Here is a 20180-nt window from a genome sequence, read left to right on the forward strand (position 1 = left end):
CGCTTTCTCTTCCTGCTACGGCCGCACATGGCACGCGCTCTCATGCCGGCGGCAAGCCCGAACGGAGTCCGCCATGCCTGCTCCCAGTGCCAAGACGTCCCCGTCGAAGTCCGCCCAATCGCCGACCGCTTCGCGCGCACGGGGTGCGCCAAAGACAACCCGCCCGCCGACACGTCGTGCCAAACCGCACGGCCCGACGTCCGTCGCCGCGGCAAGTCCCGCAAAGCTAGAACCCCCGGCCCCGCCGGAAGCGGTATCTGCGCCCCCTCTGACATCGTTCACCGATCATCTGGACCGGGCGGCGATGGCCGCGACCGCTCGCTTCACGGGCAACGTGTCACCCGCCGCCGTGGCCCTCGCGTGGGCCGATTGGGCCATGCACGCTGCGACCGCCCCCGGCCATCGACTCAACGTCTTCAAGGCCTTTGCCGCCATCGACAAACCGGCTGCGAGTCAAGCGGCGAGCGCCGGCGGGCCACCCGACACGGACCGGCGTTTTCGCGATCCGCTGTGGGACAACCTGCCGTTCTCGTGGTGGCGGGAGCGTTTCCTGCGCACCCAGCATTTCGTCGACGAGATGACCGGAGAGATTCCCGGCGTCGATCCGCATCACCGGGATGTAGTGCGCTTCATGGCAAGACAGTGGCTCGACGTCTTCTCGCCGAGCAACCTCTGGTACCTGAATCCTGAAGTGCTCTCTGCCGTGCGTGAGACACACGGCCAGAACCTCGTCAAAGGAGCGCAGCGTTGGTGGTCCGATCTGCAAGACATAGCGGCAGGCCACGCACCGGGGGCGGGACCGCAGGCATGCCAGGCGTTCCGCGTCGGCCACGAGATCGCCGCGACACCCGGCAAAGTTGTCTATCGCAACGAGTATTTCGAATTGCTGCAATACGCGCCGGCGCAGCCGCAAACATCGCGCGAACCCGTGCTGATCGTGCCGTCATGGCTATTGAAGTACTACATCCTCGATCTGCAAGCCCAGCACTCCCTTGTGCGCTATCTGGTGGCGCAGGGTCATAGCGTCTTCATGGTCTCGTGGCATAACCCTGGACCGGAAGCCCGTAACCGGGGGCTGGAGGACTATCTCGATGACGGGCTACTCGCGGCGTTGCGAGAGGTGCGCCGCCTGACGGATAACGCACCGGTACACGCCTGCGGCTATTGCCTTGGCGGCACGCTGCTCGCCATCGCGGCAGCAACGTTGGCGCGGGACAAGGGAAAGGGAGAAGGACACAACCCGCTGGCCAGCATCACATTGCTCGCCGCGCAGACCGACTTCAGCGAACCGGGCGAACTGGGACTATTCATCGACGCGAGTCAGGTCGCGTATCTCGAAGCGATGATGTGGCGGCAGGGATATATCGGCGGCGAGCAACTCGCAGGCACGTTCCAGTTGCTCAATTCGCGCGACCTGATCTGGTCGCGGCTCATGAGCGACTATCTGCTTGGAAAGCCCGCGCAGACGACCGACTTTACGGTGTGGAACGCCGATACCACGCGTATTCCCGCAAGGCTGCATAGCCAGTGTCTGCGCGAGTTGTATTTGAACAATGCACTGGCAACGGGAACGCTGAAGATCCGCGGGCAGCCGGTGGCGCTATCGGATATTCGTGCGCCGATGTTCGTCGTGGCGACCGAGCGCGACCACATCTCGCCATGGCGCTCCGTCTACAAGATGCATCTGCTGAACCACGGCGACCTCACCTTCGCCCTCGTCTCGGGCGGGCATAACGTCGGCGTGGTTTGCGAGCCGGGACATCCGCACAGTCATCATCGGGTGGCGACGCGGGCCGCAGGTGCAGCCTATCGAGCCCCGGAGGATTGGTTTGCGGCGACGCCCGCCATGCAAAGCTCGTGGTGGCCTGCATGGCACGCCTGGCTTCTGGCACAGGGCAGCGGCAAATCCGTTGCCGCCCCCTGGCCACCCGCGCAAGCGCTAGGCGATGCGCCCGGTACTTACGTGCTCGAGCGATGAGCGTGGGCGCCGCCGCGCTTGGCCGGCGCACGACCGTTGAGCGGTGACTGCTGTGACGCCGCCGCCTCGGTCGCCTGCGCGGCTTCCGTGGACATGCGACGCCAGGCATCCATCGTCCCTTGCGTGGCGTCGTTGAACGCCTGGAACCACTTCTGCATCGGCGCTTCGGCCGCCTTCGCGGCTTCACCTGCGGACGTACCCGCACCGATCAGGTCGGGCAACGTCATTGCGCCAGCCATGCCGTGCTGGAGTTCTTCGCCGGTCTTGCGGCAATGCTCGGCCCACAGCAGTTGATTGTTCGCACACACGGCGAGCCACTCGCGCCAGAACTCGTTCTGTTGCGCGATCTGACCGTTAAGCAATTGCAGATGCGCGGTGAGTAGCGCATTGAAGTCTTTCGCGCCACCAAGCGACTTGGCCGCTTCCGAATGCGCCTTGAGCAATTCGGTGTCGCGCTCCGCCTGCAACTGATGCATACGTTGCGCCGCTTCCAGAAAAATCCCATATGCGCCCAGCGCGCTCGCGGTACCGAGTTTGACCAACGTCAGTGCCGGATTCGTTTCCTTTAACATCGTGACTCTCCTAAGTAAGAGGTTAGCTGCAGCTGCGCGTCACTCCATATGCATGCCACCGTTGATGGCAAGATTGCTGCCGGTGATGAAACCGGCGTCGTCCGACACAAGAAAAGCGATAAATGCGGCCACTTCTTCCGGGCGCCCTAACCGACCGATCGGAATCTGCGGAAGAATGCGCGATTCGAGCACGTCCTGGGGCACCACAGTGACCATCTTCGTTGCGAGGTATCCCGGCGAAATCGTGTTGACGGTGACGCCCGACTTGGCAACTTCCAGCGCCAACGCCTTGGTGAAGCCGTGTATGCCCGCTTTCGCAGCGGCATAGTTCGCCTGACCGAAGGCGCCACGGCTGCCATTGACCGATGAAATGTTGATGATGCGACCCCAGCCGCGCGCGACCATGCCGCCAAAGATCGGCCGGGTCATGTTGAACACGCTGTCCAGATCGGTGCGCAATACCGCTTGCCAATCCTCGGAAGTCATTTTGCGCATCGTGGCGTCGCGCGTGATTCCCGCATTGTTGATGAGAATATCCACCGGCCCAGTGTCGGATTCGATGGCTTTTGCACAAGCCTCGCAAGACGCGAAGTCGGCAACGTCGACGCGATATGCGGCAAAATCGCGGCCGGTGGCACGCATGCGCTCGACCCAGCCCTCGCAGTCGTGATTCCTGGGCGAACAGGTGACCGCGACGCGGTACCCGGCATCCGCAAGGCGCACGCTGATTGCCTCGCCCAAACCGCCCATACCTCCTGTAACCAATGCTATCCGTGTTGTCATGGCTTATCCGTCTCCGGTTAACGTCAATCGTTAAACTTCGGATACATCCAGCATAGCCGCGAACCTGCGACTTGCTGCTGCGTGAGCCCCCTTTGGCATGCCCATCACTTGACTTCGGTCAAGCTCTCGCGCCAATACCATACCGTCTGCACGAAATGCGCGCCGGCGGCGCCAGCTTACGATGCCGCTTGCGTCATGCAATGCCGGGGGTCTTCGCTGCGATGTCGCCAGTCGTTGCAACTGGCCCAAGTGCGACTCAATGCGCGCGACAACGTTCCTCGGAGATAACGATTTGTCCCGGACAACAACACTCCCCGAACCCCCGGTGCCTCACCTTCGTCACATTGCCGATTGCCTGCAATGCCGAGAGGCCACGAGTGTACGTTCCATTGGGATCGTACTCCAAAATAATTCGACGGTTGGCCTTTCTCCGATCGCCAAAAACAATCTAATGACGCGCCCCTATCGATAGTCACAGGGGCATCGAAAAACCCCGCCATGCCCCGTTGCAGGGTGTCGGCAATCCATATATCATCGCCCGTAGATTTTTTCCGGATCGCGCCGTTTTGCCGGTCGTACAGCCCCGTGCCATTGCTCAGTGATGGCTCGTTTGTCTCCGCTTGCCCGGCGAACGTGTCGCGAACTCATTGTCCTGTCTCCCGGATGCCTCACTTTGAGAGCCACGAGCGCATGATGCCCCTTCTGCCCGACACTGCACTACGCCGCCGCCGGCTCGCGCTGGCCATCGCGACTACCGTCATCGCCGCTGCCTCCCTGGCTGCGTGCTCGCGCAAAGCCCCGCCGGAAGCCCCGCCGCGCCCGGTCGTGGCCGTCGCCGCCAAGCTCACGGCGCAGACACCCATTGCGTCGCTGCCCGCGCAGATCGAGGCACGCTATTCCACGCCGCTGTCGTTCCGCGTCGCGGGCAAAATCGTCGACCGGTCGGTGCGACTCGGCGATGCCGTCAAGGCCGGTCAGATCGTTGCACGCCTCGATCCGGCGGATCTCTCGAAGAACGCCGCGAGCGCCCGCGCACAACTCGACGCCGCACAGCATCAACTCGACTACGCGACGCAAACCGTCACGCGTGACCGCGCGCAGGCAAAGGAAAACCTGATCGCGCCGGCGCAGCTCGAGCAATCCGAGAACGCTTACGCGAGTGCGCTGGCACAGCGCAATCAGGCGAGTCAGCAAGCGGCATTGGCGGGCGATCAGTTGAGTTACGGCAATCTCAAGGCCGATCGCGATGGTGTCATCACCGCCGAGCAGGCCGATACCGGACAAAACGTGAGCGCCGGTCAAGCGGTGTATCAACTGGCGTGGACGGGCGACGTCGACGTGATTACCGATGTGCCCGAAGTCGCGCTTAGCGCGTTGCGCGTCGGCCAGACGGCAACCGTCTCGCTGTCCGCCGTGCCGGGCAAGACGTGGCAGGCACGCGTGCGTGAAGTCTCCCCTGCGGCCGATCCGATGAGCCGCACCTATCGCGCCAAGCTCTCGCTGCTTTCCCCCGGCCCCGATGTCAAACTCGGCATGACGGCCAACGTCGCCTTCGCGCAACCTTTGGCCTCGCCAGCGACGGCCACCACCGGCGCCCCTGCTGCGGCGTCCGGTGCGGCGGCCTCGACGACCGTCGCCGACGCTCAGCCCATCACGCTGCCGTCGACCGCACTCTTCCACGATGGCAATCAACCCGCCGTGTGGGTCGTCAAGCAAGACGACACGCTGGTCTTGCGCCGCGTGAAGGTCGCGCGTTACGGCGAGCGCACCGTGACCGTCGCAGGCGGCATTCAGCCCGGTGAGCGCATTGTCTGGCAAGGCGTTCACACGGTCACGGCCGGTGAAAAGGTCCGCGTGATCCCGCCACTGCACGCTGAGGACTTCGCGTCATGAGCACGCAGGACGGGAAGCCGCCCGTGCCCCAGAATTCCCCCGACGCCGAACCGCAGAACTTCCGCCACGAAGAGGGCAGCTTCAACCTCTCGGCCTGGGCGCTGCGCCATCGCTCGCTCGTGGTCTTCCTGATCGCGATGGCGACGATTTTCGGCATTCTCGCCTACTCGCGTCTCGCCCAATCGGAAGACCCGCCTTTCACGTTCCGCGTGATGGTGATCCGCACGTTCTGGCCGGGGGCGAGCGCCAAACAAGTGCAGGAACAGGTAACCGACCGGATCGCGCGCAAGCTCCAGGAGATGCCGGCTATCGACTTCCAGCGCAGCTATTCGCGCCCTGGTGAGTCGCTGCTGTTCTTCGCGATGAAGGATTCGGCACCGGCGAGCGAAGTGCCCGAGGAGTGGTACCAGGTACGCAAGAAAGTCGGCGATATCGCGTACACGTTGCCGCAAGGTGTACAAGGACCGTTTTTCAACGACGAGTTCGGCGACGTCTACACGCACATCTTCACGCTGCAAGGCGACGGCTTCGGCCCCGCCCAGTTGCGCGACTACGCCGACGCCCTGCGCACCGTGCTTCTGCGGGTGCCGGGCGTGGCGAAGGTCGACTACTTCGGCGATCAGGACCAGCGCATCTACGTCGAGATCAACAACACGCAGTTGACACGTCTCGGCATTTCGCCAAGCCAGATCGCACAGGCGGTGGACAGCCAGAACGCGGTCTCCCCGGCGGGCACCATCGACACGCCCAACGACCGTCTAGTCGTGCGACCTGGCGGCCAGTTCCGCAATGTCGACGAACTCGCCGACACGCTCATTCGCGTGAACAACCGCACCTTCCGCCTGGGCGACATTGCCACGATCAAACGTGGCTATGTCGACCCGCCCGTGTCTGAGATGCGTTTCGGCGGCAAGCCCGTCCTCGGCATCGGCATCACCATGCAGAAGGGGCATGACGTCGTTCACCTCGGGAAGGCACTGGCCGGCACGATGGGCGATCTGCGTGCCCAGTTGCCCGCCGGTCTCACGCTAACCGAAGTCGCGAGCATGTCGCAGTCCGTCTCGCATTCGGTCGACGACTTCCTGGAAGCCGTGGCCGAAGCGGTGGCCATTGTGCTGGTCGTGAGTCTCGTCTCGCTGGGATTTCGCACCGGCATGGTCGTGGCGATTTCGATTCCGGTCGTACTCGCCGTCACCTCGCTGTTCATGTTCATCTTCGACATCGGTTTGCACAAGGTGTCGCTCGGCACGCTGATCCTGGCGCTCGGCTTGCTGGTGGACGATGCGATCATCGCCGTCGAAATGATGGCGGTAAAGCTGGCGCAGGGCTGGAATCGCAAACGCGCTGCCGCCTTTGCCTACACCAGCACGGCGTTCCCGATGCTCACGGGCACCCTGGTGACCGTCTCGGGCTTCCTGCCCATCGCCCTCGCGAAGTCGAGCACGGGCGAATACACGCGCTCGATCTTCGAAGTGTCGGCCATTGCCCTGCTCGCGTCGTGGCTGGCCGCCGTCGTGCTCATTCCGTTGCTCGGCTACAAGCTGTTGCCCGAGCGCCCGCGTGAGGCGCATCATGGCGACGACCACGAACACGAGGTCTACGACACGAAGTTCTACAACCGCCTGCGCGGCTGGCTGACATGGTGTATCGAGCGCAAGATCGTCGTCCTCGTCATTACCGTGGTGCTGTTCCTGATTTCCATGGCCGGCTTCTCGCTCGTGCCCCAACAGTTCTTCCCAAGCTCCGACCGGCCGGAACTGATGGTGGATCTTCGCTTGCAGGAAGGCGCCTCGTATCAGGCGACGCTTCGTGAGACGGAGCGTCTGGAAAAACTGCTTCAGGGCCGCAAGGAGATCGACCACACGGTGAGTTTCGTCGGCACAGGCGCCCCCCGCTTTTACCTGCCGCTCGACCAGCAATTGCCCACACCGAACTTCGCGCAACTGGTCATCACCGCCAAGTCCGTGGAAGAACGCGAGGCGCTCGCGCAGTGGCTCGAGCCGACGTTGCGCGACGCCATGCCCGGCGTACGCACGCGTCTGTCGCGACTGGAAAATGGGCCGCCGGTCGGCTTTCCGGTGCAGTTCCGCGTGAGCGGCGACGACATCGGCACGGTGCGCAAGATTTCCGAGCAAGTCGCGGACGTCATGCGGGCGAACGGCGACACCGTGGACGTGCAATTCGACTGGGACGAGCCGTCGCAGCGCTCCGTACGCTTCGAGGTCGATCAGCAGAAGGCCCGCGCGCTGGGCGTGAGTTCGACGGACATCTCGAACTTTATCGCCATGACGCTCACGGGCTACGACATCAGCCAATATCGTGAGCGCGACAAGCTGATCTCGATCACGTTGCGCGCGCCGAAAGCCGAACGCGTCGACCCCGCGAAGCTCGCCACGCTTGCTATGCCCACGCCGAACGGCCCGGTACCGCTGGCCACACTTGGGTCCGTGGTCAACGATCTGGAATATGGCGTGATCTGGGAGCGCGACCGTCAACCGACCCTCACCGTGCGCTCGGACGTGCGTCCCGGCAAGCAAGGGATCGACGTGACCGAGGCCGTCTACAAGCAACTCGGTGACATTCGCCGCGCGCTGCCGGTGGGGTATCGCATCGAGATCGGCGGATCGGTCGAAGAGTCCGGCAAGGGACAATCATCGATCATGGCGCAAATGCCGATCATGATCATTGTGGTGCTCACGCTGCTGATGATCCAGCTCCAGAGCTTCGCGCGCACCATGCTCGTCGTGCTCACCGCGCCGCTCGGCATGATCGGCGTGGTGGCGACGCTGCTATTGTTCGGCAAGCCCTTCGGCTTCGTGGCAATGCTCGGCGTGATCGCCATGTTCGGGATCATCATGCGTAACTCGGTGATTCTGGTCGATCAGATCGAGCAGGACATCGCCGCCGGACACCCGCGCTTCGACGCGATCGTGAGCGCCACGGTGCGACGCTTCCGGCCGATCACGCTCACCGCTGCGGCGGCCGTGCTGGCCCTGATTCCCCTGCTGCGCAGCAACTTCTTCGGCCCGATGGCCACCGCGCTGATGGGAGGCATCACCAGCGCCACCATCCTGACCGTGTTTTTCCTGCCGGCGTTGTACGCTGCGGCGTTCCGCGTGCGCCACGACGAACGTGAGCCGCATGCCGCCAACGCGCCCTCCGGCAGCTTGCAAGGAGACCGCTCATGACCCCGCGCCGCGCCCTGCGCTGGTGCGCGCCGCTCGCGCCGATCCTGCCGCTCTGGCTCGGCGCCTGCGCGTTCACCCCCGGCGACAAACCGCCGGCCATGCCCTCGCCCGCCCACTATGGGGCAAGCGCCGTGCCGGCGCGCACGGTCACGGCACAAGGCGCATCGCAGCAGTTCGACGCCAGTGCCCAGCCCGTGCGCGCGTGGTGGCACGCCTACCGCTCGGACAAACTCGATGCGTTGGTCGATGAAGGGCTGCGCAACAGCCCCAGTCTATCGGCAGCCGACCACGCGTTGCAGGCTGCCCGCGAGCAGTTGAAGGCACAGATCGGCTCGTCGCTCTTCCCGTCGGTCGATATCGGCGGCGAAGCCGCACGTGAGCGCAACCTAGGCATCCCGAATATCCGACCGCCCACCGCGCTGTACAACATGTTCGTGGGGCAAGTGCAGGCCCGCTACACGTTCGACTTCTTTGGCGCGTCGCGCTTTGCCAATGCGTCGCTGGCCGCTCAGGTCGATCAACAGGCGTTCCAGCTCGAATCGGCACGGCAGGCGCTCGCTGCGAACATCGTCTCCGGCGCCATTGGGGCTTCGGTGCTCGGGGCGCAGGTCAAGGCGACCGGGCGGCTCGTCGAACTCGCACAGGCCGATGCCACCGATATGGCGCGACGTGAAACGCTCGGCGCCGTCTCGCGTGCCGACGCGCTGGCCTCCGCGCAGAACGCCGAATCGCTCGCCGCATCGCTGCCGGGTCTGCGCGCCCAGCATCAATCCACCCGTCACGCGTTGGCCGTGTTGCTCGGCCGCACCCCAGACCAGGCGCCCGAGGATCTGCCGTTGGGGGAATTGAAGGTGCCGGATCGGGTGCCGGTCGTCGTGCCATCGACGCTGCTGCAATCGCGTCCTGATATTCAAGCGGCCGAGATGGCGCTCAAGGCGGCATCGGCCGAAGTGGGGGTGGCGACGGCACAGATGTTCCCGAGCCTGTCGCTCAGCGCGTCTCTCGGCAAAGGCGGCTTCAACTGGGCCACGGTGATGTCCAACGCCGGGTCGATATGGAGTGTGGCGGCATCGGTCACGCAACCGATCTTCCATGGCGGCGCATTGCTGGCGCAGCGTCGTGCGGCGCAGGCCACGTACGAGGCTGCCGTCGACCAGTACAAGCAGACGGTGCTCACTGCGTTCCGGAATGTCGCCGATACCCTGGCGTCGCTCGAAGCGGATAACACGTCGCTGCTGCATGCCGACAATTCGAGTGCGGCGGCCGAGCAAATCTATCGCGACACGGCGGCGCGCGTACGTCTGGGCGCCCTGCCCGTCTCGGCCGCGCGCGGGCGCGAGCAGCAGTACTGGAACGCCTATATGACGACAGTGCGTGCAACCGGTGCGCGTTTGTCGGATACTGCGCTCTTGTTTTACGCGATGGGGGTGCCGCCGGAACCGGCGGCGGATGCCGCCAAACCCGCGTCGCCGGCGCCGGCGACACTGGCGCAGGCGTCCGAAGCGGCTGCGCCGGCGGTACGCCCCGCGCAGGATGCAGCCCGAAGATGACAGCCACACCGATAACCCGGGGCCGACGCCCCAAACACCTGCCCGATGGCCGCGCCGCGTTGCTCAGCGCTGCCATCCACGCCTTCGCACAGTTCGGCTACGACGGCGCCAACCTGCGCGGCATCGCTCGCACAGCGAAGGTCGACGCCAGCCTCGTACGCGTGCATTTCGGCTCGAAAGAGCAGTTATGGCGGGCATGCGTCGACACCCTCGAAGCCGCACTTGTGGAACCCGGCGAACGCTTGCGTGCGCTCTCGCTCGACACGTCGCGACCCGTGACGGACCGCCTCAAGGAAGCGATTTCGATCGTCGCCGTGCATGCCATCGATCACCCGGAGCACAAGCAGTTCATCTCGCAACACGCGTCCGAGACCGGCGAGCGTGGGGCGGTCCTGCACCGGCATCTGGTCATGCCGGTGTACGAGTGCATGGAACCGCTGATCACTCAGGGCATGCAGGCAGGCGTTGTGCGCGCGGAGCATCCGGAGATGTATTTCTGTCTGCTCGTGCACGCGCTGCATCCGCCGCCCGGCTCGCCCGTACTGATGCAGTTGATCGCCCCGGAAGTGGGTGGTGAGGCGTTCGGCCCGGCGCTTCTCAAGCAGGTCGAGATGGTGTTTTTCGCGACGCCGGACGCGAAGCCCTGACGCGCCGGCGTGGGTACTCAGCGCGGCGTATTACCGCGCCGTCGTCAGGTACTGCGCGAGGCGACGCAGCATCGCATCGCAGCCCTCGAGTTGTTCGATGCTCACGAACTCATCGGGCTTGTGCCCCTGATCCATACTCCCAGGGCCGCAAACCACCGTCGGGATACCCACTTCGTTGAACAGGCCACCCTCGGTGCCGAAGGCGACCGTGCCGAACTCGTCCGATCCGCACAACATCGCCAGCAGACGTGCGGCGTCGCTATCGGGCGGCGTCGCCAGCCCCGGATAAGCCGAGAGCGGAAAGAGACGGATGCCGGTGTCCGGCTTCACCGCCTGCATCTTGGGCAGCAAGTCCTCATCGGCGTAGCGTTGCAAGGCCTCGGCAACGCGATTCGCATCGAAGCCCGGTAATGCGCGCACTTCGAAATCGAACTCGCATTCGGCGGGCACGATATTCAACGCCCGTCCGCCTTTGATAACGCCCGTTTGCACCGTGGAGTAAGGCGGATCGAAGCGCGTGTCGTGATACTCGGGATCGGCAAGTTCATCGCCAATGTCCTCGAGACAGTTGATGAGCCGCGCGGCGTACTGGATCGCGTTGACGCCATAAGGGGCATACGCGGAATGGCACGGCGCGCCCTTCACACAGCAGCGCATCGCCAGTTTGCCTTTGTGGCCCAGCACTGGCTTGAGCGCCGTGGGCTCCCCGATCAGACACAGCACCGGTTTGTGCGGGCGCTTCGCGATCTCGGCAAGCATGGGCCGCACACCGAGACACCCGATCTCCTCGTCGTATGAGAAAGCAAGATGCACGGGCATCTGCAATTCGCATTCGACAAAATTCGGTACCGCCGCGAGCACCGACGCCAGAAATCCTTTCATGTCCGCCGTGCCGCGGCCGTAAAGCCGTCCGTCTTTCTCGACGAGACGAAATGGGTCGACGCTCCACGCCTGACCGTCGACCGGCACAACGTCGGTGTGCCCCGAGAGCACAATCCCGCCGCGATCTCGCGGGCCGATGGTGGCGAACAGATTGGCCTTGGTACGCTCGTCGTTATAGAACAGCTCGCTTTGCACCCCGTGTTGCGCGAGGTAATCGCGAATGAACTCGATCAGCGCCAGATTGGAATCGCGGCTCACGGTCGCGAATCCGATCAACCGTTCGAGCAGCGCGCGGCTCGACAGGTCATTCATCGCCCGGCACTCCGTAACTAGGCGCGGCCGTGGGATTCAGGGCACGGGTGATGTAGTCCTGCATTTGTGGCCGATAGGCTTGCCAGAGGCCATCGAGCTTGCCGATAGGATCGTCGTCTGCCCAATCGACCCGCAGATCGACGATGGGCCACACCAGATCGCCCACGATCTTCAACGCTGCCGAGTGCACTGGCCCGGCCTCTCCACCGCTGGCGATAGCGGCATGCATCGCGGCCAGCAATCGATCGGCCAGCGCGCCGGGCGTATTCTCGAACGCCGGCACCATCGCTTCGATCACCTCGCTGCTCGTCAGCATGTTGCCCGCCGCGACGCATTGCGCCCCCGCTACGGCATGATAGGTGCCTAACGCCTGATCGCCGCTGAAAAACGCGGTGCGACCTTGCGCATCGATCACCGTGACCTGCCGATACTCGCTCCACTCGCTCTCGGCCAGGGTGCGGCTCAACGCCGTCGCCGGGTCGATATTGCCCTGTGCGAGGCAGTCGAGAATTTGCGGCCCCAGCGCGGGCAGCGTGACGTTTTGCGTGGCGACCGCACCGACGTTCGCACGCAGCCACGGACACCGCGCGCCCACGGCGATGCTCGACGAACTGATCGCGATGCCGAGCTGCCCGGTGCGCGCGCACCGTCCAACGATAGAGAAAGTCATATGCGCTCCTTATGCACCGGACGGCGCCCATCCCTCGGGAATCACCGCGATGACGTCGATTTCCATCAACCACTCGGGCTGTCCCAGCGCGACCACCGTGAGTCCGGTGGAGATCGGAAACACGCCCTTGAGCCACTTGCCCACTTCACGATAGACCGGCTCACGAAAGCGCACGTCGGTCAGGTAAGTCGTGGTCTTGACCACGTGCGACAGGTCGCTGCCCGCCTCTTCGAGCAACTGCTTGACGTTTTTCATTGCCTGCTCGGCCTGCGCGCGCGGATCGCCCAGCCCCACCAGATTGCCTTCGAAATCGGTACCGATCTGACCGCGCACGTAGACCGTGTTGCCTGCGCGCACGGCCTGACACAGGTCGTTATCGAGCGATTGATTCGGGTACGTATCCTTGGTGTTGAACATGCGGATACGGGTATGCGTAGGCTGGCTCATGGATGGGCTCCTTCGTTCGTTGGCGTGTCGTAGTAGGCGAGATACTTGCGTTGGGTGGCGATGTGGTCCGCAATATGTCTTGCGTCGTGCCACACCCCCCAGATGAAAGACGAGCCGCGGCGCGACAGCCACGGCAACCCGAGGAAGTACACGCCCGGCTCTTTCGAGACACCGCGTTGATGTTTGGGCTTTCCGTTGTCGTCGAAGGCGTCGACCTGCAGCCAGCCGAAATCAACGGCGTAGCCGGTGGCCCAGATGATCGACGTCACGTTCGCCTTTTCCATATCGAGTTCGAGCAACGGGTGCGTGAGGCACGCCGGATCGGCGGGAATGACGCGTGCCTCCGGCTCTTCGGGCAGTTCGAGGCCGTTGCGCGCGACATAGGCGTCGGCCGCGTCGAGCAACGACAGATAGTTTTCGTCCCCACGGGCAATGTTGTCCGCGAGATCGGGCTGAAACCGGGCGACGCCGTTCTCAAACGATTGCGTCAGGCCCGTGAGCGTGACGCCCTCGTGCGCCAGACGCCGGAAATCCACCGTATGCCCCCCGCGCGCGCCGCTTACCGCGATGGTCACGTGTTCTTTGCCGGGGCGCATGACTTCGGCATCCCACTCGCCGAGCACCCCCAGCCACCAGCAGAAGTCGCGTCCGCGATAGCCGCGCGGCGGCCGGTCGTGCGGGCCGACCGACAGATAAACCTGCCGCCCGGCGCGGTTCAGTTCGTCGGCAATCTGCACGCCCGACGACCCGGCGCCCACCACGATCACGTGACCCGGCGGCAGTTGCTCCGGGTTGCGGTAGTCGGCCGAGTGGATCTGGGTGAGGCGCGCGTCCTTGGGCGCAATCGGCGGAATCACGGGACGCTGGAACGGCCCGGTCGCCACCACCACACGCTGCGCTTCGATCGTGCCGTCCGAGGTCTCCACGGTGAATCCCGGCCGGCCCGTGTTGCGCACGACCTTGGTTACCTCGACACCCGTGCGGATAGGCGCCTCGATCTTTCGGGCGTAGTCGACGAAATAGTCCGCCACCTGCTCTTTCGGCGCGAAGCCATCGGGATCGACGCCCGTAAACGTCATGTTGGGGAACCGGTCGTGCCACGCCGGGCCATTGGCTACGAGCGAATCCCAACGTCCGGTGCGCCAGCGCTCCGCGATACGCGAGCGCTCCAGCACGAGATGGGGCACGGCGAGCTTGCTCAGATGCTCGCTCATCGCCACGCCGGCCTGCCCGGCGCCGACGACGAGCGTATCGATTGACGTTGTATGCACTGTCATGGCTTGCGTCCTTCCGAAGGCAGATTGATTCCAACGACCCGTAGGGGTGGGTCATTCGCGGCAATCTACGCGCCTCGACAGAATCCGAAAAATATATTTAAAAAATGCAGGGCATCGGATTTGACTATGCAGACTTTTTTTTCGGTTTCACAATGTCCTCGAACCATGCTGCCCAATGGAGCGATGCCGATGGACAATCAGCCCCTGCGCTACTCGCTGCGCCAACTGCGCTATTTCGTGGTCACAGCGGAAGTCCTGTCCTTCACTGCCGCAGCCCGGCGGCTGCATATTTCGCAGCCGTCCATTTCCACCGCGCTCGCGGATCTCGAGGTGTCGTTCGGCGTGCAGTTGTTCATCCGGCATCACGCGAGCGGCTTATCGCTCACGCAAGCGGGACGCGATCTGCTGGGGCAGGCACGTAACCTGCTCAAGACCGCCGAAGAACTGCAAATGGCCGCCAAGGAGATGGACGGCGGCATGACCGGCTCCATTGCGCTGGGTTGTCTTGCCTCGCTCGCGCCGCCGCTGATGCCGGGTCTCATCAGCCGCTTTACGGAAGAGCACGCCGGCATCTCCTTTCGTACGGTGGAAGCACATCAAGACGGGCTGCTGCGCGGCCTGCACGACGGATCGCTCGATATCGTCCTCACGTACAGCCTCGATCTGAGCGAGGACATCGCCTTCACGCCGCTGCTCTCGCTGCCGCCCTACGCCATCCTGCCCCGCACGCACCGGCTCGCCCGCGCACGCAAGGTGTCGCTGGCCGACTTGTTGCCGGAGCCCTATGTCATGCTCGATCTGCCGCACAGCCGCGAGTATTTTGCCGCGCTCTTCGACGCTGTCGGCAACCGCCCCGTCCCCGCATTCCGATCCTCGCAACCGGAAGTGGTGCGCGGCATGGTGGCAAACGGACTGGGCTACAGCCTGCTGAATTTCCCGCTCAAATCGAATCGCACGGTGGACGGCGAGGAGTTCGTCATCAAGCGCTTCAAAGACAACGTCAACGCCACCATGCTGGGCATCGCGCAATCGCGCACGATGAAGCCGCGCCGGGTCGTGGAGCGCTTCGCGGCCTTTTGCGAGAACGACATCCGGCGCCTGCATCTGTCGTCGCAGTGACGCACAGGGCAACGGTGCAAAACAGACTGCATAGGGAAAACCTTTGCCCTGTATCCAAAAACAATATTTTGGCTGGCAATTTGGCTTGATAGATTGATGTTCATGTTGAATGCGGTGCGCCAGGGCTTGCGACGTTGCCTGAAGCGTTCCGGCGAATGAACGGAGGGCTTCATGGCTGACCAGACTGGGACGACCGCAGGGCAATCGCTCATCGACGCACTGCGTACCGGTGGCGAACGCCCATTCGACGACGCACGGGCCATGCCACCCGGTGTGTACACATCTCCTGAATTTCTCGCGAGGGAGCAGCGCGATATCTTTGCACACGAATGGCAATGCGTCGGCCGCGCAAGCGTCCTCGCCGCGCCCGGCGACTACCTGAGCGCGCAGATCGGCGATCAGCCCATCGTGGTGGTGCGCGACGAGCAGATGCAGCTAAGCGCCATGTCCAACGTCTGTCTGCACCGCATGTCAGTGCTGCTCGAAGGGCGCGGCAACGTCAGACGAATCGTGTGTCCTTATCACGCCTGGAATTATTCGCTCGACGGCAAGCTCAAGGGCGCGCCGATGATGGATCAGCAAGCCGGTTTCTGCAAAGAGCGCTATCAACTGCCCGCGATTCGCTGCGAGCAATGGCAAGGCTGGATCTACGTGACGCTCGATAACGATGCGCCACCCATCGGCACACAGCTCGCCGGGCTCACCGAGTTGATCGCGCCGTACGGCATGACCGACTACATCGAAACTTTCTATGAAGAACACGTCTGGGACACCAACTGGAAAATCCTTGCCGAAAACTTCATGGAGAGCTACCACCTGCCGATGCTGCACCGCGCCACGGTAGGCCCCCATTCGAAGCTCGAAGAAATGGAGTGCCCGCCGGGTCACCCGGCTTTCAACTACCACTGGATCACCAAGGAAGCGACGCTGCCTATCGGCAACGCGCATCCGGATAACACGCGGCTCGAAGGCCACTGGCGCAAGACGACGGCGCTGCTCGCCATCTACCCGACGCACCTCGTCACGCTCACCCCTGGGTACTTCTGGTATCTCGTGCTCCAGCCCCGAGGCGTTGACCGGGTGCATATCCGCTTCGGCGGCGGCCTCTCGCCCGAGTTCATTGCCGACGAAGCAGCCAACGCCCATATGGTCACGCTCAAAGCGCTGCTCGACGAAGTGAACGCCGAAGACCGGCGCGGTGTGGAGGCCGTGTTCCGAGGCGTGCATGCACCACTCGCGAAGCCCGGCCATCTGAGCCGGCTGGAGCGCCCGAACTACGATTTCGCACGCTATCTGGCTGCCAAGCTGGCACAGCCCTAAGTTTCGAAGACAGGACGCAATCACGATGTCGAATCCATCCTTCATTTCGTTCTCGGGCGTGAGTAAGTCGTATGACGGCGTGCAATGCGTCGTCGACGACCTGAACCTCGATGTGCGCAAGGGAGAGTTCTTGTCGCTGCTCGGCCCTTCCGGTTCGGGCAAGACGACCACGCTCATGATGCTCGCGGGCTTCGAGTCGCCCACCCACGGCGAGATTCGCCTGGACGGCAAGCGTCTGGACGACAAGCCGCCGCATCGCCGCGATATCGGTATGGTGTTTCAGAACTACGCCCTTTTCCCGCATCTCACGATTGCGCAGAACGTCGCCTTTCCGCTCTCCGTCAGGCGCGTGAGCCGTGCCGAACAGGACGTCCGCGTCAAACGCGCCCTGGACATGATCGAGCTGTCGCACCTCGCCAACCGGCGCCCCGCGCAACTCTCCGGCGGGCAGCAACAGCGCGTGGCGCTCGCGCGTGCGCTGGTGTTCGAGCCGAGCGTCGTGCTGATGGACGAGCCGCTCGGCGCGCTCGACAAGCGCCTTCGCGAAACGATGCAATACGAAATCATGCGGCTGCATCGGGAACTGTCGCTCACCATCGTCTACGTGACCCACGATCAGGCCGAAGCGCTAACGATGTCGGATCGCGTGGCCGTGTTCTCCGACGGACGCATTCAGCAAGCGGCGCCGCCGAGCGAACTCTACGAGAACGCGCAGAACGCATTCGTCGCGAATTTCGTCGGCGAGAACAACGGATTGACCGGCCATGTCGTGAGCGTTCACGAAGGTTGGGCGACGCTTGCGCTGTCGGACGGCAGCATGATTCGCGGCCGCTGCGAGCAAGGGTTGAGCGCCGGTGACGATGCGATGCTCGCGTTGCGCCCCGAACGCGCCCACATCCCTGGGGCAGACGGCCTTCCGAACGGCGACCAACAGAACAACGTCGTGCGGGCACGTGTCGACGAGATCGTGTATTGCGGCGATCACCATCGCGTGCACCTCACACTCGGCTCGCACGACGCCATCGTCGTGAAAGTCCCCAACACGCAGCGTCATGCACTGCCCGGTGCCGGCGACACCATCGACGTCGCCTGGCGTCATGACGACTGCAAGATTCTCGCCGCCTGCGCGCCGCGCACGGCGCAAACGATCCACTCTCCCAACGCGCCTTCCCCGTCCCTCATCTTGACCGCACCTGCAGGAGCCAATTGACATGCGCACTCCCATCAAAACTCATTGCGCCGCCTTCGCGGTACTCGCGTTCGCGGCCGTCACATCGCACGCTGCGGAAACGCTCAGTGTAGTGACTTTCGGCGGCGCCTTCGAAGCGGCAGCGAAGAAGGCCTGGTTCGAGCCGTTCACGCAAGCCACCGGCGTGACATTCGCGACGGAATCGTACGATGGCGGCCTGGCCAAGCTCTCGGCGATGGAACAGGCGAAGAACACCACGTGGGATCTGATCGACCTCGAAACCAACGACGCAATCACGGCCTGCGACGAAGGGTTGCTCAAGAAATTCGACAAGAAGTCGCTCGGCAAGACCAGCGACTTCATCCCCGGCTCGATCAGCGAGTGTGCGGTCGCAAGCATGGTGTGGTCTACCATCTATGCGTACGACACCAGCAAGCTGAAAACCGCACCGAGCACCGTCAACGACTTCTTCGATTTGCAGAAATTCCCGGGCAAGCGCGGGCTGCGCAAGTCGCCCAAGGTCACGATGGAGTGGGCGTTGATCGCCGATGGTGTCGATCCGAAGGACGTGTACAAGGTACTTGCCACGCCCGCCGGTGTTGACCGCGCGTTCAAAAAGCTCGACACGATCAAGAAGAGCATCGTGTGGTGGGAGTCCGGCGCGCAGGCGCCGCAATTGCTCGCCGACGGCGCGGTTGTGATGGTGCAGGCCTATAACGGCCGCATCGACGACGCCGCGAAGAAGGACAAGAAGCCCTTCAAGGCCGTGTGGGATGCGCAGGTCTACGACTTCGAATGGTGGGGCGTGCCGGCCGGCGCGAAACATGCCGACACCGCCGCGAAGTTCATCGTCTCGGCGTCGCAACCGAAGGCGTCGGCGGATCTGTCGAAGTACATCGCCTATGCGCCGCCGCGCAAGGATGCCGTGGCGTTGGTCGACAAGCAGCGTCTGGCCGATATGCCGACCGCGCCGGAGAACTTCAAGCGCGCCGTGCAGATCAACGCCAATTTCTGGGCCGACAATGCCGACGCCATCAACAAGCGTTTCCAGGTCTGGCTGACGCAGTAACGGCTAACAGCGCGAGATGACCGATATGCCCGCATCGATTCATGCCACGTCACACGCGCCGGCAAGCGCCGAAGGACTCGCCGCTTACCGGCGCGTGCAAAGGCGCGCGTCGATGCGGGCGCTGATGCTCGCGTTGCCGTTGATCGTATTTCTGCTCTCGACGTTCATCGCGCCCATTGCGCTGCTGCTCGCCAGGAGTGTGCAGAATCAGGAAATCGCCGACGGGATGCCGCAGCTCGCCCGTGCGCTCGACGCGTGGGACGGCAGCGGCGTACCGGGCGAGGCGACGTTTGCCCAGCTCGCCGCGGGTCTGAAACAAGCGCACGAAAGCGGGCAGCTCGGCACCATTGCCCGACGCATGAACTTCGCGCAACCCGAGTTTCGCAGTCTGCTCATGCGCACCGCACGCGCCGTCGGCAACGATGCGCCGCCGGCATGGAAGCCCGTGCTGATCGAGATCGACGAGCGCTGGGGCTCGCCCGAAACGTGGCGCTTGCTCAAGCGTGCCGCCGCCTCGCCCACGCCGGACTATCTGCTCGCCGGCATGGATGCGCAGGTCACACCGCAAGGGGTCATCGCCGCGCTGCCCGAGAACGCCTCGGTGTATCGCGCGGCGTTCGTGCGCACGATTTCCATCAGCGCCACCGTGACACTGCTGTGCCTCGTCTTCGGCTATCCGGTCGCGTGGCTGCTGGCGAATCTCCCCGAGAAGCAAAGCAATCGGCTGATGCTGTTCGTCATCGTTCCGTTCTGGACATCGCTGCTGGTTCGCACAACGGCGTGGTACGTCTTGCTGCAACCCGGCGGTGTCATCAACAGCCTGTTGTCGAGCCTGGGCATCACCACGCATCCCGTGCCGCTGATCTTTAACCGTACCGGCGTGCTGATCGGCATGACCCACGTGCTGCTGCCCTACATGATTCTCGCGATCTATTCGGTGATGAAGAGCGTGCCACCCGTTTATATGCGTGCGGCGAAATCGCTTGGTGCGCATCCGTTCACGGCGTTCGTGCGCGTGTACATTCCGCAGACCCTGCCGGGGGTAGGTGCCGGGTGCTTTCTCGTCTTCGTGCTTGCGCTGGGTTACTACATCACGCCCTCGCTGCTCGGTGGCGCGGGCGACGAGATGATCAGCCAGCTCATCGCCATGCAGACCAATACGCAACTCAACTGGGGACTCGCGGGCGCGCTCTCGGCGTATCTCGTGATCTTCACGGCGGTCTTCTACTTAATCTTCAACCGTATCGTCGGCATCGACCGGCTGCGCTTCGGTTGATTTGCTCG

16 protein-coding genes are annotated in these 20180 nt (G+C 63.7%); 10 read left to right on the forward strand and 6 right to left on the reverse strand.

Annotation, left to right across the window (positions count from 1 at the left end; genetic code table 11):
- Nucleotides 1–73 precede the first annotated feature (73 nt).
- Nucleotides 74–1978, forward strand: a complete 1905-nt coding sequence (locus tag PCO31110_RS06645) for a PHA/PHB synthase family protein (protein ID WP_081636238.1) — start codon at nucleotides 74–76, stop codon at nucleotides 1976–1978.
- On the opposite strand, the gene PCO31110_RS06650 is transcribed toward PCO31110_RS06645, so the two are convergent.
- Together PCO31110_RS06650 and phbB are read right to left on the reverse strand one after the other, a co-directional pair.
- A complete protein-coding gene (locus PCO31110_RS06650) occupies nucleotides 1960–2550 on the reverse strand; it encodes a phasin family protein (protein WP_010807970.1) in 591 nt (196 codons plus the stop codon). The two genes, PCO31110_RS06645 and PCO31110_RS06650, sit on opposite strands and share 19 nt — an antisense overlap.
- 39 nt (nucleotides 2551–2589) lie before the next feature.
- A complete protein-coding gene (gene phbB / locus PCO31110_RS06655) occupies nucleotides 2590–3333 on the reverse strand; it encodes an acetoacetyl-CoA reductase (RefSeq protein ID WP_010807971.1) in 744 nt (247 codons plus the stop codon).
- 693 nt (nucleotides 3334–4026) lie between these two features.
- On the opposite strand from phbB, the gene PCO31110_RS06660 reads away from it, so the two are divergent.
- The 4 genes from PCO31110_RS06660 to PCO31110_RS06675 are packed head-to-tail and all read left to right on the forward strand — an operon-like array spanning nucleotide 4027 to nucleotide 10611.
- Nucleotides 4027–5226 (forward strand): efflux RND transporter periplasmic adaptor subunit, encoded by a 1200-nt coding sequence (locus PCO31110_RS06660; protein ID WP_051126227.1) that lies wholly within the window; start codon nucleotides 4027–4029, stop codon nucleotides 5224–5226.
- Nucleotides 5223–8414: an efflux RND transporter permease subunit gene (locus tag PCO31110_RS06665; protein WP_246189763.1), complete on the forward strand. Its 3192-nt coding sequence runs from the start codon at nucleotides 5223–5225 to the stop codon at nucleotides 8412–8414. Before PCO31110_RS06660 ends, PCO31110_RS06665 begins: the two co-directional genes overlap by 4 nt.
- A complete protein-coding gene (locus PCO31110_RS06670) occupies nucleotides 8411–9964 on the forward strand; it encodes an efflux transporter outer membrane subunit (protein WP_150689969.1) in 1554 nt (517 codons plus the stop codon). The genes PCO31110_RS06665 and PCO31110_RS06670 overlap by 4 nt, the downstream gene beginning before the upstream one ends.
- Nucleotides 9961–10611, forward strand: a complete 651-nt coding sequence (locus PCO31110_RS06675; RefSeq protein ID WP_010807975.1) for a TetR/AcrR family transcriptional regulator — start codon at nucleotides 9961–9963, stop codon at nucleotides 10609–10611. The genes PCO31110_RS06670 and PCO31110_RS06675 overlap by 4 nt, the downstream gene beginning before the upstream one ends.
- A gap of 30 nt (nucleotides 10612–10641) precedes the next feature.
- Here PCO31110_RS06675 and argE read toward each other — a convergent pair whose 3' ends face one another.
- From argE to PCO31110_RS06695, 4 genes are read right to left on the reverse strand one after another with little or no spacing between them, the layout of a single operon-like run.
- Nucleotides 10642–11805: an acetylornithine deacetylase gene (argE, locus tag PCO31110_RS06680; RefSeq protein ID WP_010807976.1), complete on the reverse strand. Its 1164-nt coding sequence runs from the start codon at nucleotides 11803–11805 to the stop codon at nucleotides 10642–10644.
- The gene (locus PCO31110_RS06685) at nucleotides 11798–12475 is read right to left on the reverse strand and encodes a DUF1028 domain-containing protein (RefSeq protein WP_010807977.1); all 678 of its coding nucleotides are present in this window, start codon (nucleotides 12473–12475) and stop codon (nucleotides 11798–11800) included. Before PCO31110_RS06685 ends, argE begins: the two co-directional genes overlap by 8 nt.
- Nucleotides 12476–12484: 9 nt before the next feature.
- Complete coding sequence (locus PCO31110_RS06690) at nucleotides 12485–12922, reverse strand: RidA family protein (protein ID WP_010807978.1); 438 nt, start codon at nucleotides 12920–12922, stop codon at nucleotides 12485–12487.
- Nucleotides 12919–14199 (reverse strand): flavin-containing monooxygenase, encoded by a 1281-nt coding sequence (locus PCO31110_RS06695; RefSeq protein ID WP_010807979.1) that lies wholly within the window; start codon nucleotides 14197–14199, stop codon nucleotides 12919–12921. Before PCO31110_RS06695 ends, PCO31110_RS06690 begins: the two co-directional genes overlap by 4 nt.
- Nucleotides 14200–14388: 189 nt before the next feature.
- Between PCO31110_RS06695 and PCO31110_RS06700 the strand changes: the two genes are divergently transcribed.
- The 5 genes from PCO31110_RS06700 to PCO31110_RS06720 all read left to right on the forward strand — a co-directional run bounded on the left by PCO31110_RS06700 (nucleotide 14389) and on the right by PCO31110_RS06720 (nucleotide 20172).
- Complete coding sequence (locus tag PCO31110_RS06700; protein ID WP_010807980.1) at nucleotides 14389–15318, forward strand: LysR family transcriptional regulator; 930 nt, start codon at nucleotides 14389–14391, stop codon at nucleotides 15316–15318.
- A 171-nt stretch (nucleotides 15319–15489) separates the two neighbouring features.
- On the forward strand, nucleotides 15490–16638 hold the full coding sequence (locus PCO31110_RS06705) for an aromatic ring-hydroxylating oxygenase subunit alpha (protein ID WP_010807981.1): 1149 nt from the start codon (nucleotides 15490–15492) through the stop codon (nucleotides 16636–16638).
- A 25-nt stretch (nucleotides 16639–16663) separates the two neighbouring features.
- Nucleotides 16664–17848 carry an ABC transporter ATP-binding protein gene (locus PCO31110_RS06710; RefSeq protein ID WP_010807982.1) on the forward strand — a complete coding sequence of 395 codons (1185 nt, stop codon included), beginning with the start codon at nucleotides 16664–16666 and terminating at the stop codon, nucleotides 17846–17848.
- Nucleotide 17849: 1 nt separating this feature from the next.
- Nucleotides 17850–18896: an ABC transporter substrate-binding protein gene (locus PCO31110_RS06715; RefSeq protein WP_150689970.1), complete on the forward strand. Its 1047-nt coding sequence runs from the start codon at nucleotides 17850–17852 to the stop codon at nucleotides 18894–18896.
- Between the two features lie 25 nt (nucleotides 18897–18921).
- Nucleotides 18922–20172, forward strand: a complete 1251-nt coding sequence (locus PCO31110_RS06720; RefSeq protein WP_150689971.1) for an ABC transporter permease — start codon at nucleotides 18922–18924, stop codon at nucleotides 20170–20172.
- Nucleotides 20173–20180: the final 8 nt, after the last annotated feature.

Source organism: Pandoraea communis (genome assembly GCF_902459745.1).
Classification (GTDB): Bacteria; Pseudomonadota; Gammaproteobacteria; order Burkholderiales; family Burkholderiaceae; genus Pandoraea; species Pandoraea communis.

Bases quoted from the DNA above. Each gene is read 5' to 3' on its own strand.
- PCO31110_RS06645 (WP_081636238.1), top strand. From the start codon at position 74: ATGCCTGCTCCCAGTGCCAAGACGTCCCCGTCGAAGTCCGCCCAATCG.
- PCO31110_RS06650 (WP_010807970.1), bottom strand. From the start codon at position 2,550: ATGTTAAAGGAAACGAATCCGGCACTGACGTTGGTCAAACTCGGTACC.
- phbB (WP_010807971.1), bottom strand. From the start codon at position 3,333: ATGACAACACGGATAGCATTGGTTACAGGAGGTATGGGCGGTTTGGGC.
- PCO31110_RS06660 (WP_051126227.1), top strand. From the start codon at position 4,027: ATGCCCCTTCTGCCCGACACTGCACTACGCCGCCGCCGGCTCGCGCTG.
- PCO31110_RS06665 (WP_246189763.1), top strand. From the start codon at position 5,223: ATGAGCACGCAGGACGGGAAGCCGCCCGTGCCCCAGAATTCCCCCGAC.
- PCO31110_RS06670 (WP_150689969.1), top strand. From the start codon at position 8,411: ATGACCCCGCGCCGCGCCCTGCGCTGGTGCGCGCCGCTCGCGCCGATC.
- PCO31110_RS06675 (WP_010807975.1), top strand. From the start codon at position 9,961: ATGACAGCCACACCGATAACCCGGGGCCGACGCCCCAAACACCTGCCC.
- argE (WP_010807976.1), bottom strand. From the start codon at position 11,805: ATGAATGACCTGTCGAGCCGCGCGCTGCTCGAACGGTTGATCGGATTC.
- PCO31110_RS06685 (WP_010807977.1), bottom strand. From the start codon at position 12,475: ATGACTTTCTCTATCGTTGGACGGTGCGCGCGCACCGGGCAGCTCGGC.
- PCO31110_RS06690 (WP_010807978.1), bottom strand. From the start codon at position 12,922: ATGAGCCAGCCTACGCATACCCGTATCCGCATGTTCAACACCAAGGAT.
- PCO31110_RS06695 (WP_010807979.1), bottom strand. From the start codon at position 14,199: ATGACAGTGCATACAACGTCAATCGATACGCTCGTCGTCGGCGCCGGG.
- PCO31110_RS06700 (WP_010807980.1), top strand. From the start codon at position 14,389: ATGGACAATCAGCCCCTGCGCTACTCGCTGCGCCAACTGCGCTATTTC.
- PCO31110_RS06705 (WP_010807981.1), top strand. From the start codon at position 15,490: ATGGCTGACCAGACTGGGACGACCGCAGGGCAATCGCTCATCGACGCA.
- PCO31110_RS06710 (WP_010807982.1), top strand. From the start codon at position 16,664: ATGTCGAATCCATCCTTCATTTCGTTCTCGGGCGTGAGTAAGTCGTAT.
- PCO31110_RS06715 (WP_150689970.1), top strand. From the start codon at position 17,850: ATGCGCACTCCCATCAAAACTCATTGCGCCGCCTTCGCGGTACTCGCG.
- PCO31110_RS06720 (WP_150689971.1), top strand. From the start codon at position 18,922: ATGCCCGCATCGATTCATGCCACGTCACACGCGCCGGCAAGCGCCGAA.